Source organism: Mesorhizobium sp. ISC25 (assembly GCF_042295465.1).
Classification (GTDB): Bacteria; Pseudomonadota; Alphaproteobacteria; order Rhizobiales; family Rhizobiaceae; genus Mesorhizobium.
The window spans coordinates 98,055-111,745 of record NZ_CP135441.1; the positions used below are offsets into that span (position 1 = coordinate 98,055).

General features: G+C 62.7%; 13 protein-coding genes. 5 read left to right on the forward strand and 8 right to left on the reverse strand.

What is annotated here, in order from left to right; genetic code table 11:
- Nucleotides 1–141: 141 nt before the first annotated feature.
- Genes RQ479_RS00505 through msuE form a run of 5 tightly spaced genes read right to left on the reverse strand, consistent with a single transcriptional unit; the run spans nt 142 to nt 4,848 of the window.
- The gene (locus RQ479_RS00505) at nt 142–903 is read right to left on the reverse strand and encodes an ABC transporter ATP-binding protein (RefSeq protein WP_376703723.1); all 762 of its coding nucleotides are present in this window, start codon (nt 901–903) and stop codon (nt 142–144) included.
- Nucleotides 904–935: 32 nt separating this feature from the next.
- A complete protein-coding gene (locus tag RQ479_RS00510; protein ID WP_376703724.1) occupies nt 936–1,934 on the reverse strand; it encodes an ABC transporter substrate-binding protein in 999 nt (332 codons plus the stop codon).
- A gap of 58 nt (nt 1,935–1,992) precedes the next feature.
- Nucleotides 1,993–2,832: an ABC transporter permease gene (locus RQ479_RS00515; protein ID WP_376703725.1), complete on the reverse strand. Its 840-nt coding sequence runs from the start codon at nt 2,830–2,832 to the stop codon at nt 1,993–1,995.
- Nucleotides 2,833–2,872: 40 nt separating this feature from the next.
- A complete protein-coding gene (locus tag RQ479_RS00520) occupies nt 2,873–4,237 on the reverse strand; it encodes an LLM class flavin-dependent oxidoreductase (RefSeq protein ID WP_376703726.1) in 1,365 nt (454 codons plus the stop codon).
- A gap of 53 nt (nt 4,238–4,290) precedes the next feature.
- On the reverse strand, nt 4,291–4,848 hold the full coding sequence (msuE, locus tag RQ479_RS00525; RefSeq protein ID WP_352468624.1) for an FMN reductase: 558 nt from the start codon (nt 4,846–4,848) through the stop codon (nt 4,291–4,293).
- A gap of 108 nt (nt 4,849–4,956) precedes the next feature.
- Between msuE and RQ479_RS00530 the strand changes: the two genes are divergently transcribed.
- On the forward strand, nt 4,957–5,133 hold the full coding sequence (locus tag RQ479_RS00530; RefSeq protein WP_376703727.1) for a hypothetical protein: 177 nt from the start codon (nt 4,957–4,959) through the stop codon (nt 5,131–5,133).
- A 289-nt stretch (nt 5,134–5,422) separates the two neighbouring features.
- Here RQ479_RS00530 and RQ479_RS00535 read toward each other — a convergent pair whose 3' ends face one another.
- Entirely contained in the window at nt 5,423–6,715 is a 1,293-nt protein-coding gene (locus tag RQ479_RS00535; RefSeq protein WP_376703728.1) for an Nramp family divalent metal transporter, read from the reverse strand.
- Nucleotides 6,716–6,949: 234 nt separating this feature from the next.
- On the opposite strand from RQ479_RS00535, the gene RQ479_RS00540 reads away from it, so the two are divergent.
- Together RQ479_RS00540 and RQ479_RS00545 are read left to right on the forward strand one after the other, a co-directional pair.
- Nucleotides 6,950–7,255, forward strand: coding sequence for a hypothetical protein (locus RQ479_RS00540; protein ID WP_023677305.1), 306 nt, complete (start codon nt 6,950–6,952; stop codon nt 7,253–7,255).
- A gap of 302 nt (nt 7,256–7,557) precedes the next feature.
- Nucleotides 7,558–9,834 carry an alpha/beta fold hydrolase gene (locus tag RQ479_RS00545; protein ID WP_376703729.1) on the forward strand — a complete coding sequence of 759 codons (2,277 nt, stop codon included), beginning with the start codon at nt 7,558–7,560 and terminating at the stop codon, nt 9,832–9,834.
- Nucleotides 9,835–9,954: 120 nt separating this feature from the next.
- On the opposite strand, the gene RQ479_RS00550 is transcribed toward RQ479_RS00545, so the two are convergent.
- Nucleotides 9,955–10,809 (reverse strand): aldo/keto reductase, encoded by an 855-nt coding sequence (locus tag RQ479_RS00550; protein WP_376703730.1) that lies wholly within the window; start codon nt 10,807–10,809, stop codon nt 9,955–9,957.
- 230 nt (nt 10,810–11,039) lie between these two features.
- Between RQ479_RS00550 and RQ479_RS00555 the strand changes: the two genes are divergently transcribed.
- A complete protein-coding gene (locus tag RQ479_RS00555; RefSeq protein ID WP_376703731.1) occupies nt 11,040–11,675 on the forward strand; it encodes an ankyrin repeat domain-containing protein in 636 nt (211 codons plus the stop codon).
- Between the two features lie 100 nt (nt 11,676–11,775).
- Here the strand turns inward: RQ479_RS00555 and RQ479_RS00560 are convergent, their stop codons facing one another.
- Nucleotides 11,776–13,203, reverse strand: coding sequence for a winged helix-turn-helix domain-containing tetratricopeptide repeat protein (locus RQ479_RS00560; RefSeq protein ID WP_376703732.1), 1,428 nt, complete (start codon nt 13,201–13,203; stop codon nt 11,776–11,778).
- Nucleotides 13,204–13,226: 23 nt separating this feature from the next.
- Between RQ479_RS00560 and RQ479_RS00565 the strand changes: the two genes are divergently transcribed.
- Nucleotides 13,227–13,661, forward strand: a complete 435-nt coding sequence (locus tag RQ479_RS00565) for a hypothetical protein (RefSeq protein ID WP_352977351.1) — start codon at nt 13,227–13,229, stop codon at nt 13,659–13,661.
- Nucleotides 13,662–13,691: the final 30 nt, after the last annotated feature.

Below are 13,691 nucleotides of genomic sequence, written 5' to 3' on the forward strand. Positions count from 1 at the left end.
TAAGGAAAATGCAGGGCGGGGAATCCGGTTCCAGGAAAGAGCGCGGGGCAGGGGCTTTCAAAAAGGAAGACCCCTCTCCGTCTCGCTTCGCCGAGCCTCCCCGCTTTGCGGGCGAGGAACCCAAAAGCCATTTGGCAGCTTTCAGTGCAGGCCGAACTCGCGCAGCAATTCTTCGCGGTAGCGCACGAAGCGGCTTTCGCTGCGTTCGCGCGGGCGGGGCAGGTCGATGTCGATCAGCCGCGCCGTGCCGCCTTTCTCCTTGGGCAGGATCAGCACCCTGTCGGCGAGGTAGATCGCTTCTTCGAGGTCGTGCGTCACCATCGCCATGGTGACGTTCTCCTCGCTCCAGATGCGCGCCAGTTCCTCCTGCATGCCGATCTTGGTCATCGCGTCGAGCGCGCCCAGCGGCTCGTCGAGCAGCAGGATTTCGGGCTGCACGGTCAGCGCGCGGGCGATGCCGACGCGCTGCGCCATGCCGCCCGACAGCTGCCTCGGGAACGCATCGCCGAATTCGGCGAGGCCGACGAGCGCGATGTAGAAGCGCGCCCGTTCCTCGGCCTCGGCCTTCGGCACGCCGCGCACTTCGAGGCCGAAGGCGACATTGCCGAGCACCGTCAGCCAGGGCAGCAGGCGCGGTTCCTGGAAAATCACCGCGCGCTCGGCGCCGACGCCGTGCACCGGCTTGCCGTCGATGGCGACGCCGCCGCTGTCGGCGGCCTCCAGCCCGGCCAGGATGCGCAGCAGCGTGGTCTTGCCCGATCCGCTGGCGCCGACGATGACAAGGCATTCGCCCGAGCGGATGTCGAGGTTGAGGGTCCTCAGCACGGCGAGCGAGCGCCCGCCGATGCTGAACGATTTGGACAGGTCGCGAATGCTGACCTCACCGCCGCTTGTGCTGCTCATCGGGCTCGTCTCCCAGCTGCCGGTTGGCCCTGTCAGTTGGTCTTGGTTTCGCCGGGCCGGTAGAGGATATCCGCTGCCTTCAGCTTACCCTTTGGCAGGCGGCCGTCGCGCTCGAGCACGCTGACCCAGAAGTCGATGTCGCGATCCGTCGCCTTGGCCCCCTGGCGCAGCCCGAAGCCGGTCCAGTAGCGCGCCAGCTCGCCGTTTTCGCCGCGCTTGTCGAGGATTGTCGCGAGCACTTTGCGCGCTTCGTCGGGGTTCTGCAGCGACCAGTCGGAGGCACGCGCCGATTGTTCGACGAAATTGCGGGCGGCGTCCGGATGCGCGGCGATGAAGTCGCGCCTGAGCACGACGAAGCCGCCGGCCAGCTCGCCCAGCACGTCAGTATCGTTGAACACGCCGCGCACGCCGCCATTGTCGACCAGCGCGCCGGCAAACGTCGCCTGCCAGTAGCCCAGCGCCGCGATGTCGACCTGGCGGGAGCGCAAGGTCTGCTCGAGCTGCGGTCCGGGCACGACGACGAGATTGGCGGCGTCCGGCGACAGGCCGACGCTGTGCAGCGCCTCGCGCACGGTATAGTCGAGATGGGCGCCGAGCGTGTTGACGGCGATGGTCTTGCCGGCGATGTCGGCGATCGATTTGATCGGGCTGTCATCCAGCACGTAGAAGACGCTGCGCACCTTGCTGTTGATGCCGTTGCTCGGATAGACGGCGACGAAGTCGTTGCCGCCGGAGATCGAGTTGATCACGGCGGCGGTCGCGGCCGAGCCGATATCGACGCTGCCGGAGGCGAGCGCGAACAGCGATTCCGGGCCGCCGCCGGAATAGCCGACATTCTCGACCTCGATACCGAGGCCTTTGAAATAGCCGAGCTCGCCGGCCAGCTCATGCGGAGAGATGCTGCCGCGGCTGGCGAGGGAGCGGAACTTCACTGGTGCGGCTTCGGCAAAGGCGATGCGCGGCAGGCCGGCGGCGAGAAGGCCGGCGGCGAAGGGCGCGCCGGCAAGCAGGGAACGGCGGGTGATTTTCATGGTCCGGGTCTTTCCTGATTTGAGTTCTGGCCTGGTTGAGATTGGTAAGGGCGGGTGGTCAGTCGACGGCATTGCTCCAGCGGCAGAGCCGCCGCTGCAGGCTGACCAGTGCCTGGTTGGCGATCAGGCCGAGGCCGGCGAGGATGACGATTGCCGCAAACATCAGCGGGATCTGGAAGTTGTACTGCGCGTTCATCACCTGGAAGCCGATGCCCTTGTTGGCGCCGATCATTTCGGACGCGATCAACAGCAGCAGCGCTGTGGTGGCGCTGAGCCTCAGTCCCACGAAGATCGAGGGCACGGCGCCGGGCAGCACGACGCGGCGGAAGACGGTGAGCTGCCTGGCGCCATAGACGCGCGCCATTTCGAGCAGTTTCGGATCGACTTGCTTGACGCCGCCGATGGTGTTGAGCAGCAGCGGAAACAGCGTCGCCCAGAAGATGACGAACACCTTGGATGCCTCGCCGAGCCCAAGCAGCAGGATGAACACCGGGTAGAGCGCCAGCGCCGAGGTCTGGCGGAAAACCTGCAGGATCGGATCGAGGGCGGTTTCGACGGCGCGCACCTGGCCCATGAACAGACCAAGCGGGATGGCGACCAGCACGGCGGCCGCGAAGGCGAGACCGGCGCGCTGCAGGCTGATGGCGATGTCGCCGAGCAGAGTGCCGCCGGCCACCCCCTTCCAAAGTGCCGCGACAATCATGTCGATCGGCGGCAGCACGGCCGTGTTGACCCACCCTGCGCTGCTCGACACTTGCCAGATTGCGAGGAAAGCAATGAGGACGCCGTAGCGCGACAGGAAGCGAATGCCCGCCCGGCCGCCGAGGCGCAGGAAATCCGTGCCGAGGCTTGTCGTGCTGTCACGCGTGCCGAGGCTGGCGGTGTGCTGCAAGGTCATCGTCTTGCCTCCTGCTTGGAAGGTATTGGGCTTCTCGGGATTATTCGGCGGCCAGCACGGCCGAGCGGGCGGCGGTCCACGGGTTTTCCGGCCGCCTCAGGCCGAGGTTCTCGCGCAGTGTCCTGCCTTCATAGGCGGTGCGGAACAGGCCGCGGCGCTGCAGTTCGGGGATCACCAGTTCGACGAAGTCGTCGAGCCCGCCGGGCAGCCAGGGCGGCAGGATGTTGAAGCCGTCGGCGGCTTCGTTGCCGAACCACTCCTCCAACTGGTCGGCGACCTGCGTGGCGCTGCCGATGACGGTGTAATGGCCGCGGGCCGTTGCCACCCATTGATAGAGCTGGCGGATGGTGAAGTTGTGCTCGTCGGCAATCTGGCGGATCAGCGCCTGGCGGCTCTTCATGCCTTCGGTTTCCTTGCTCGGCGGTAGCGGTCCATCGAGCGGATAGCCCCTGATGTCGAGCGTCTGGCCGGCCAGCCCGTTGAGCAGGGCGACGCCGTCTTCGGGCAGGATGAGATCGTTCAGCTGCCGGTATTTGGCGCGCGCTTCTTCTTCGGTGCGCCCGACGAAGGGTGCTACGCCCGGCATGATCAGCACCTGTTCGGGATCGCGGCCGACGGCCGTCACGCGCGCCTTGATATCGCGATAGAATTCCTGCGCCGACGCCAGGTTCTGATGGGCGGTGAAGATGACTTCCGCCGAGTGGGCGGCGAGCTTGCGGCCGTCCTCCGATTGACCCGCCTGCACCACGACCGGGTGCCCCTGCACCGGGCGCGGCACGTTGAGCGGCCCTTTGACGCTGAAATGCGGGCCCTTGTGGTCGATGTCGTGGAGCTTGTCCTTGTCGTAGAAGCGCCCCGATTTCTTGTCGCGGATGAAGGCATCGTCCTCCCAGCTGTCCCACAGTGCCTTGACCGTCTCGACATGCTCATGCGCGCGGGCATAGCGCTCGGCGTGGGCAGGCTGCGTCTCTCGATTGAAATTGCGCGCGGTTTCGTCGCCGGCCGAGGTGACGACGTTCCAGCCGGCGCGGCCATTCGACAGAAGGTCGAGCGAGGCGAATTTGCGGGCGAGCGTGTAGGGCTCCTCATAGGTGGTCGAGGCGGTGGCGATGAAGCCGAGATGCGTAGTGAGCGGCGCCAGCGCGGCAAACAGCGTCACCGGCTCGAAACCGGCGATCTTGGCGTTGCCGCCCTCGCGGGCGCCGAGCCCGACCGTCAGATTGTCGGCGAGGAAATAGGCATCGAACAGGCCGCGCTCGGCGGTCAGGGCAAGCTGCTTGTGGAACTCGAAATTGGTGGCGCCGTCGGCCGGCGCCTCGGGGTGGCGCCAGGCGGCGATATGCTGTCCGCCGCCGGGCAGGAAGGCCCCAAGTTTGATTTGCCTGGATTTCTTGGATCTGGTCATCGCGGTGTGCTCCTGGATTTGGCCGGGGAGGGGATCTCGGGTCAGTGGTGCGTTCAGGCGGCAAGGCCGACGCGATAGGGCACTCCGGTTACCCGGCATGCCTCGCCGACCGCCTGCCGGGCGCGGGCGTGGATGGCTTCCGACACCAGCACGCCATTGGCAAAATCCTTGTCGGAGGCGTAGATCGCGGTCGGCACAGTCAGCGCCTCAAAGAAGCCGAACAACGGCCGCAACTGGTGCTCGACGATCAGCGAATGGCGCTCGCCGCCGCCGGTCGCGGCGAGGATGACCGGCTTGCCCCTCAGCGATGACGGATCGAGCAGGTCGAAGAAGTGCTTGAAAAGCCCGGTATAGCTGCCTTTGAAGGTCGGCGAGCCGGCCACCAGGATGTCGGCGCCCAGCAGCCGTTCGACGATGTTGCGCGCCGCCGGGTCGAGGTCGCCGAGGCGCCTTGCCTGCGGCAGGGACGCGCCAAGATCCTCGATGTCGAAGACGGCCGAGGCCGCGCCGATGCTTTCGGCGGCCTGCCCGACAATGTGGCTGACGAACGCCTTGGTCTTCGATGGCCGGGTCAAGTTGCCCGACAGCCCCACAACGAGCTTCTTCGACATTCCTGGCTCCCTCTCGCTCAATTTTTTAAGATCTTGGGTCTAGCGATCTATTTTAAGTCTAGAGAGTTTGTAGAATTAAAAGAGCGAGAATATTTCAAAAGCAGGGCGATGAGCGAACTGAGTTTGCGGCACATCGCCCGCAATTGGTTCATTCAACGCGGCGTGGCGCACCGGCGCGGCGCATCGACCAGCGATGCAAAGGCCTGCCAGCACCTTGTCCCGCGGGCTGCGGTGAGTCAGGTCAATTTGATTCAAATCCGGCTGTGGATATTTGCTTTTGGGTAAATCGAGGCGGTCATCTTGCCGGCCGGCGGGCAACAGGGAGAAGCCTATGACAAGCGACTTTGCCGCCGCACACCTCCACCTCGAACGAGCCTGCCATTATTTGAGCGGTGAGGATGAGACGAGCCGCACGGCTCGTGCGGCTCTGGATCTCCTGATCGATGCAATTGTCGCGGCGCAATACAAGCGGCCCACGGGCGACGTTGTGGAATTTCCAAGACCGGCAAAGCTGGGACAATCCGCAAGCGGGAACGGGTAATCCAACCGGCGGCGTCCCTTTGCTTCCGCCTGATCACATGAACCAGGTTGCCACCAGGCCGATCGTCGCCGAGAAGATGGCGGCGGTCGTTGCCCAACCGAGTATGTTGGTGCTTCGGCTGTTCACCTGGTCGCCCATGATCCTGCGGCTGTTGGTCATCAGCATGATGAGCAGCAGCAAGGGCGGCGTCGAGAAGCCCTGAACGATGCCGGACCACACCAGCGCCTTCATTGGATTGAAGCCGAGAAAGTTCAGGCCAGCGGCGATCGCCGTAAAAAATCCGATGGCGAGATAAAATTTGGGCGCCTCTCGAGCCCGGGCGTGCAGGCTGTTTTTCCAGCCGATGGCTTGTGCCACATCATAGGCAGCGCCGGTGGTCATGACAGGAACCGCGAGGAAACCGACGCCGATCACGCCTGCTGCGAACAGGACGCTTGCGGCCTGGCCGGCGAGCGGGCGCAGCGCCTCCGCGGCTTGCGCGGCCGTGTCGATATCGTGATGGCCCGCCTTGTAGAGCGTAGCACCCGTCGACAGGATGATGAAATACATGATGAGATTTGAAAACATCATGCCGATGAGGATGTCCCGGCGAGAGCGACGGAGTTCGCTGTCGGTGGCGCCCTTCCTTTCGCTGAGCGTCGTTCGCCCCTGGGCAATCTCCTCCTCGACCTCCTCATTGGACTGCCACGTGTAGAGATAGGCGGACAGCGTCGTGCCGATGATGGCGACCAGGATCGACAGGAACTCGCGATTGAATTCGATCCTGGGGAGCAGCGTCCCGCGCAGCACCGCCGCGGCGTCCGGCTTGGCCAGAATGGCGGCACCGACATAGGCGAGCAGCGCCAGCGCCAGCCAGCGAAAGATGTTGCGGATCAAAGTGTAGGAGCCGAAGACCTGGAGGGCGAAGATGAGTGCGGCGACGAACAGCACGATCAGCGGAATGGGAAGCGGTACGAACATGTTGATCGCGGCCGCCATTCCACCAAGATCCGCCGCTGCCTCGATGGTGTTTCCAATGAGCACCCCCAAAAGCACGCACCAAAGCAGCCACCGCGGATAGAAGTCCTTGATGACGTGGAACAATCCGCGCCCGGATACCTGGCCGAGCTTCGACGACAGGTAGACGACCACATACATCATCGGCAACGTCACCGGAGCCGTCCAAAGCAGGTCGGGTCCGAAGCGGGCGCCGGCGCTGGCGTAGGTGCCTATCGCGGAGCAATCGTCGTCGGCCGCCCCTGTTATCAGGCCGAGGCCGAGCGCTCGGCCTATGCCGCCTTTGCCCTCCTTCGGTGGGATGGAACGATCGGAACCGGCCTGCCTCATTGCGACCGGACCGGGTTGCGAACGAAAGGCGCGGCCCGCCATGCAACAATGCCAAGGATCGGTCGGGGCGCTTGTCTCATTTTGCTTCCTTCAACAACTTGCCAAACCCGGCGTGCCACGACTTGTTCCGCGACGACGGGGAAGGGGTTTGCCTCAGGCAAAAAAGTTCGGGTTGACCGCTTCCGAACGCGAAGCGACTATCCAGGCGAGACGAAGATCGCAGGAGGAAATGCAATGGACGAGCCCGGTCAGTGGCGCCACATGTCGAGCGCGCCAAGGGACGGCAGCAGAATTCTTGTCACGGTTCGGCCGTCCGAACAGGGGCCGGCCGAGGTCGACATGGCTTACTGGGCCCGCGCCGATCAGTTCGGCAGTGAAGGCTGGCGCGCTTCCGATTCGTCTCCAGGACGCATCGTCGAATATGCCGAACCCGAACTGAAGTGCTGGATGCCGCTGCCGTCGGCCAATCTCAGCAAGGGATCGATGCCGAGCCCCTGGGAAGGGGAAGATGTGCCGCTGGTGGATGGCTCGGGGATATGAAAGGACCGAATGCCCAGGACCTCCAAGAGCCGATATCCACAGCTACCCGTATTCGCCAAAAGTGCGCGCAAGCTGGCGGCGGCGGCCCGGAAATCGAACCCCTGGATCATTGACGCCCGGCAGGTCCGCTGGTTCTCAAGATAGCGCGCGAGCGCAATGTCGTGGCGCAGTGGCCCGCCGCGCGGCTGCGGGTCCTGCCTGGGATCATCATGCCAGATGGGCCATTCCGTCGGGGATAGCACAGCGTCCTCCTGAGATACTGGTCTACCGACACTTGTCGTCCTTGCGCCGTGAGAAACGCGGTGAGCCAGCGTGAAGGATTCGTGAAAAACACCAGGCCGGGCGAAATGACGGTTGAAATAGAGGCAAGTACAGGAAAGGATCGCAAAGAAGCTGTGGCTGTGGCGGATCCGATGGCGCACCCTCATCTCTGTCTGTTAGGCGGCTTTGACTTTGCCGGAGGAGCGGTGGCCCCGGTTTTCAGCCGCAAGGCGCGCGCCATGCTGGCTTATCTCGCCCTGCAATCCGGACACTCCCAATCGCGCGAGAAGCTCGCCGCGCTTTTGTGGGGCGGCAACAGCGAGACGCAGGCCCGGATGAACCTTCGACAGGCCCTATCCGCCATAAGGAAAGGAATGGGCGCATCCGATGGCGAAAGGTTTCTGAGCGACGGCGACAGCATTACGCTCAATCTCGACGATCTTGACTTCGACGTCGCGCGGTTCGAGTCGCTTGCCGCCGGCTCCGAACCGGAGCAACTCGAGCAGGCGCTCGTCGTCTATCGTGGCGACCTCCTCGACGGGTTCGGCCTGAAGGAGGAGCCGTTCGAAGATTGGCTCAGAGTGGAGCGCGAGCGATTGAGGGCAATCGCAACCATCGTGTTGGAGAAGCTCGTCGCGCACTATGCGGCAACGAATGATCTTGCATCATGCCTGCGGGCGGCGGTGCGCCTGCTGGCTTTGGAGCCCTTACGGGAGGATATCCACCGAGCCCTGATGCGGACCTATGCCGCCCAGGGCCGCTTTAACCTCGCGCTGAAACAGTATGAGCGCTGCCGTGATGTGCTGCAACTTCAGCTCCGCTTGCAGCCCGAGCCGGAGACCCGGCAACTCTTTGATGACCTGCGGACGCGCCGCGTGACGCCGCAAGCCGCTACCCGGATAGCCGCCTCGGTGTCGCCTTCCCAGACACCGCCAACGTCGGCACCCCGAACAGGTGAGCGGCCGGCGTCCCGGGCCGAGCCGATGCGCCCCGCGACCCACTATGTCAAGTCGGCCGGAATCAACATCGCCTATCAGGTAACCGGCGACGGGCCGGTCGACCTGATCTATGTGCCTGGGTGGGTCTCCAACCTCGACCTTGCCTGGTCATCGCCGCGGCTGGCGCATATGCTCCAGCGTCTCGGTTCCTTTGCCCGCCTGATCCGTATGGACAAGCGAGGCACCGGACTGTCCGATCGCAATGTTGGTTTACCAACGCTGGAAGAGCGGATGGAAGACATGCGAGCGGTGTTGGATGCGGTCGGGTCAAAGCGAACGGTTCTGTTCGGCAGCTCCGAAGGGGGGCCTATGTGCATGCTTTTCGCGGCGACCTATCCCGAACGAACAGCGGCTCTCGTGCTCAACGGAACCTATGCCAGCGGCCGATGGTCGCCGGATTATCCCTGGGCAAGGACAAGCGAGCAGGTAGAAGAAGATCTGACCGCCGTCGAGAGACAGTGGGGGGAGCCGGCGGACATGAGCAACGCCGCGCCCAGCCTGATGAACGACAGTTTCGAGAGAGAATGGTTCGCCGCGTATCTTAGGAATTCAGCCTCGCCTGCCGACGCGGTCGCGCTCTGGCGCTGGGGCACTGAAATCGATGTTCGCGCCCTTCTCCCAACCGTTCACGTCCCGACACTGATCGTGCAGACGGCGGGCGACCGCTGGGTAAAACCGGAAGAGGGGCGCTACCTGGCAACGCATATCGAAGGCGCCAGATACATTGAGCTTGCCGGCCGTGATCACGTAATCTGGGGGGAGAATTCCGATCGTTTGGTCGACGAGATCCAGGCTTTTGTCACCGGCTCGCTGCCGGCAACGTCGAGCGAGCGCGTGCTTGTGACGGTGCTGCACATGGAAATCGTCGGGTTGCCGCCGGCTCCCGTCAACGCTGGCGACCGGGCGCGGCGCGATCTGATGCAGCGACACGACGACGAGATACGCAACGAATTGCATCTTGCTAACGGTCAGGAAATCAGCCGCACCGGAAACGGGTTTCTCGCGGTATTTCTGCGACCAACGCGGGCGATCCAATGTGCAATCGCGGTCCGTCGTCGAATGAAGAGGTTAGACCTTCAGGTTCGCGCGGCAGTCCATATTGGCGAATGCGAAAGGCGCGGAGACGACTTCACCGGTGTTGCAATTCAGCTGGCATCGCATCTGCTCGACGATGCCGGACCGGGCGAGATCATCGCGTCGCGCACGGTTCGTGATCTCGTGGCCGGTTCCGGCCTGGCCTTTGAAGAGCATGGCGAGATGGAGCTTGCAGGTCTTCCCGGCAGCCTGCAGCTTTTTTCCGTCAGTGAACCGGCCGCCTGAGGTCCCGCTGGGTTGGGATATGAGCGGGAGAGTTCAATAGGCCGGCGGGACAGCGCCCCTCTCTGTCCTGCCGGACATCTCCCCCACCAGGGGGGAGATCGGCAGCTTCACTGTCGGCCCTCAGAACAGGAATGCGGCCGTAGCGGGGTTCGGGCCGGTGCGGCCGTCGGGCGAATCCATGCCCCGGATAAGCTCGAGGTCCTTCGCTTCCAACTCGAAATCGAAGACATCGAAATTGGCGGCGATGCGGTCCTGGTGGATCGACTTTGGAATGACGATCAGCCCTTCCTGAAGGTGCCACCTGACGATCGTCTGCGCCACCGACTTGCCGTGTTTCCTGGCGATGCTTTCAAGCGTCGGATCGCTCAACAGTCGGCCGCTGCCCAACGGGCTCCAGCTCTCGATTCGGATGTTGTGCCTGTCATGGAATTCGCGTTTGTCACGCTGCTGGAAGCGGGGGTGGAGCTCGATCTGGTTGACGGTCGGCGTGACGCCGGTCTCGCCGATGATCCGTTCGAGATGGTCCTGGTTGAAGTTCGAAACGCCGATCGACTTGATCCGGCCTGATTGCCTGAGCTCGACCAGCGTCTTCCAGGCCTCGACATATCTGTCCTGGCTGGGCACCGGCCAATGGATCAGGAACAGGTCGATCTGCTCGATGCCGAGCTTGCTCATCGTCTCGTCGAAGGCGCGCAAGGCGGCGTCGCGCTGATGCGCGCCGTTGCGCAGTTTCGAGGTGATGAACAACTCGCTTCTCGGCACGCCGGCCGAGCGGATTGCCTGCCCGACACCTTCTTCGTTCCGATAGCCTTCGGCGGTATCGATCAGTCTGTAGCCGGCTTCGATTCCCCAGCGCACCACCTTGGCGGTGATGGCTGGATCGACCTGCCACACGCCGAGGCCGATTTGCGGAATGGCGGAGCCGTCGTTCAATCTGATTTGTTCAGGTCTATTCAGGGTAATCTGTTCAGGCATGTTCAGGTCCTTCTGCATCGTTCCGCCCGGCGCAGGCTCTATCTAGTCTGGATGGCCGCGAAAGCCAGTCGATATCAGGAGAATGTGAGGAGACGGACGTGCAGCGCTGATCCTCCGCTTCGGGCCGACAGCTCTCTGTGACCCACGGACTCCAGGGAACTCTACACAGGACGACCCCCACTGTCGCGGATTCTGTGGTATTCTGTCGACTATCCGAGGAGGCGACTGCGTTGACCAACAGCTTGGAAGCCGAAGGGGCAAGAGACTGGTCTCCCCTGCTGGTCGCGGCAGAAAAAGGCGATGCGGAGGCGGTTCGATCGGAATTGGCGGCTGGCGCCGATATCAATCAGTCGGACGACGGCGGCTGGTCTGCACTTCACCTTTCAGCCCTCAACGACCGCACAGCTGTGGTGGAGGCGCTGATCGAAGACCCGGAAATCGACGTGAATTCCAGAAACAAGTGGAAGAGCACGCCCTTGAGCCTTGCGTCGGCCAAGGGACATTACGCGTGTATCTCAGTCCTCGTGAGACACCCCCAAATAGAGATCAACGCGCGAGCTGACTACTACGGCAGAACGGCTCTTATCGAGGCGGCGAAGAACGGGCATCTCGAAGTCGTCAAGTTGCTCGTGGAGAATGGCGCGGAAGTAAACCTGACCGACAAGACGGGGAGAAACAACGCGCTCATCGAGGCTATCAAGGGGCGGCACTACGAGATCGCGGAATACCTGCTGGATTCTGGGAAAGTGAGCTTTATCAACAAAGAGATGAGGCTAAACGCCCTGATCTGGGCTGGCAGCTGCCACAACCCTCAGCTTATCGAAAAGCTGGAAGCCGCGATCCACAGTTTCTTCGACAGCAAATAAGGGTCTCGCGTCCGGTTGCAGTTGCCATTTGTGGTTACCGGACGAAACAGATAATCCTCCAATCCGGAACGCTCGTCAGCCCTTCGCGATAGGCGCGCTGCTACTCACGAGGTCCGGGCAGGCCGCCGACCAGGCCGGCCTCATAAGCCGCAAGTGCTTTGGCGACGCCGGCAACGAGGTGTTCAACGTCGCTCGCATGTTCGAAGGCAATCCCGGTTTGCGCAAACTCCAGTGGCGAATAGTCAGGCGCTATCCGCTTGACCTCTGCCATGATGCGCTGAGCTTCCTCCAGGTCGCCGAGTTGCGCGTGGCACCCCGCCAGCCTTGTAAGTCGCCAGGGCGTCTTCGAGGGGACCTTGGACATGCTGACAATCGCGGCCTTGTAATCTCCGACTGAGTATAGCGCGATGGCGCGATCGTAGTGGTACCAGTCTGGATGGATCGGGTTGATCCGTATCGCATTGTCAACCGCCGCGAGTGCTTCAAGAGGCCTGCCTCTCATCGTCAGCAAGAACCCCATTTGCGCAATCGTATCGGCGTCATATGGATTGAGGTCGAGCGCGCGTTGAAGGTGATGTTCAGCCGCATCGAACTGACGGGCCGAGATGAAAGCCTGGGCGAGTACGCGATGGCAGCGTGGCTCTTCCGGCGCCAAGGTCGCCGCACACTCCGCGCGATGGATCACCGAACCAAGCAATGCCGGGGATGCCTCGGCATAGCCACCGATAATGAGATCGGCGAGCGCGACGTAGGAATGCGCCAGTGCATAGGCCGGGTCTTTGTCGACCGCAGCCTGGAAAAGACCGCGCGCAGCCTCGTTGTCATCATCATTATAACCGCGCAGACGGGCCAGTCCGCGCAGCAGAAGCTCGTATGCAGCCAAACTGTCGGGAGGCTTTGGGGTTGCCTGCTTGACACCTGCGTCGTCGAGCCGAGCGACCAGCCGGTTCACCACACGGCGAGCGATTTCTTCCTGCATGTCGAAGATCTGGCCGCCAGACGCAGAAAAGGTATCGCTCCACAAGACTCCACCCGTCGAGGCGGCAGTGAGACTGACAGTGACCCGCATCCCGTCTGCGCGAGTAGTCGCCCTGCCGCGGACCAGATAGGTTGCGCCAAGGCTGGCGCCAACGGCACGCCAATCGGAAGCCGAATCCGAGACGAATGCAAAGCCGGAATTGCGCGCCAGCACGACGACCGTTCCGAAGCGAGCCAACGCGTTGACGATGTCTTCGGCAAAGCCGTCCACCAGAGGGGTGTCTTCCGGCGCACCTTCATTGGTGAAACGCAGCACCGCAACGCTCGGCTGTCCAGCGCGCTCTTGCTTTGGCGCTTCGAGACGAGAGAGGATGTAGCCGCGTTTGGCGACCGTGCGGATAATTGTTTGGCTTTTGTCATTCAGCGCCTTTCGCAACTCCCTGACCGCCTGCGTCAGTGAGTCCTCGGTTACGAAGACATCGGGCCACACCGCGGACATCAGTTCCGACTTGGTCACGACACGCCCGACATTCCTGCTGAGATAGGTCAACAGATCAAACGCCTTGGAACGCAGTGCAACAGGTTTCCCGTCGCGCAGCAGCAGCCCGCGGGCAAGATCAAGCTCGCAACTGCCAAGTGCCAGTGGTACGTTCCCTGGGTTTTCTCGCGACATTGAATGCCGATCTGACCAGCTCGACCAAACGCAGCCTGATTGGGGTCTCAATCGGCGCGGACGTCAAGGGATCAGAAGAATTTGGTTCGCCTTTACTTTGGCTGGAAGTCATCCGCCTCTCCATGGCCATGATCTCCAGCATTTCGAACATTGTTCCAGGCATGGGCGCACAAGGCGACGCAGCCATGACGGTGGATGCAAATTCCAGGAGTTCTTGCCGGGCGGCTTGGCGCGTGTTCTCATTCAGTGACATGGTCGACCTCATCCGGTTCTTTCTTGAGAACAATGAAGCCAAAGAACGGGCGCGTACCGGAAGATTTCTGAAATTCTGCTGAATCTGCCATAGCAGGGTTTTCCCCCAATTA

Bases quoted from the DNA above. Each gene is read 5' to 3' on its own strand.
- RQ479_RS00515 (WP_376703725.1), bottom strand. From the start codon at position 2,832: ATGACCTTGCAGCACACCGCCAGCCTCGGCACGCGTGACAGCACGACA.
- RQ479_RS00535 (WP_376703728.1), bottom strand. From the start codon at position 6,715: ATGAGGCAGGCCGGTTCCGATCGTTCCATCCCACCGAAGGAGGGCAAA.
- RQ479_RS00530 (WP_376703727.1), top strand. From the start codon at position 4,957: ATGAGCGAACTGAGTTTGCGGCACATCGCCCGCAATTGGTTCATTCAA.
- RQ479_RS00510 (WP_376703724.1), bottom strand. From the start codon at position 1,934: ATGAAAATCACCCGCCGTTCCCTGCTTGCCGGCGCGCCCTTCGCCGCC.
- RQ479_RS00505 (WP_376703723.1), bottom strand. From the start codon at position 903: ATGAGCAGCACAAGCGGCGGTGAGGTCAGCATTCGCGACCTGTCCAAA.
- RQ479_RS00550 (WP_376703730.1), bottom strand. From the start codon at position 10,809: ATGCCTGAACAGATTACCCTGAATAGACCTGAACAAATCAGATTGAAC.
- RQ479_RS00520 (WP_376703726.1), bottom strand. From the start codon at position 4,237: ATGACCAGATCCAAGAAATCCAGGCAAATCAAACTTGGGGCCTTCCTG.
- msuE (WP_352468624.1), bottom strand. From the start codon at position 4,848: ATGTCGAAGAAGCTCGTTGTGGGGCTGTCGGGCAACTTGACCCGGCCA.
- RQ479_RS00540 (WP_023677305.1), top strand. From the start codon at position 6,950: ATGGACGAGCCCGGTCAGTGGCGCCACATGTCGAGCGCGCCAAGGGAC.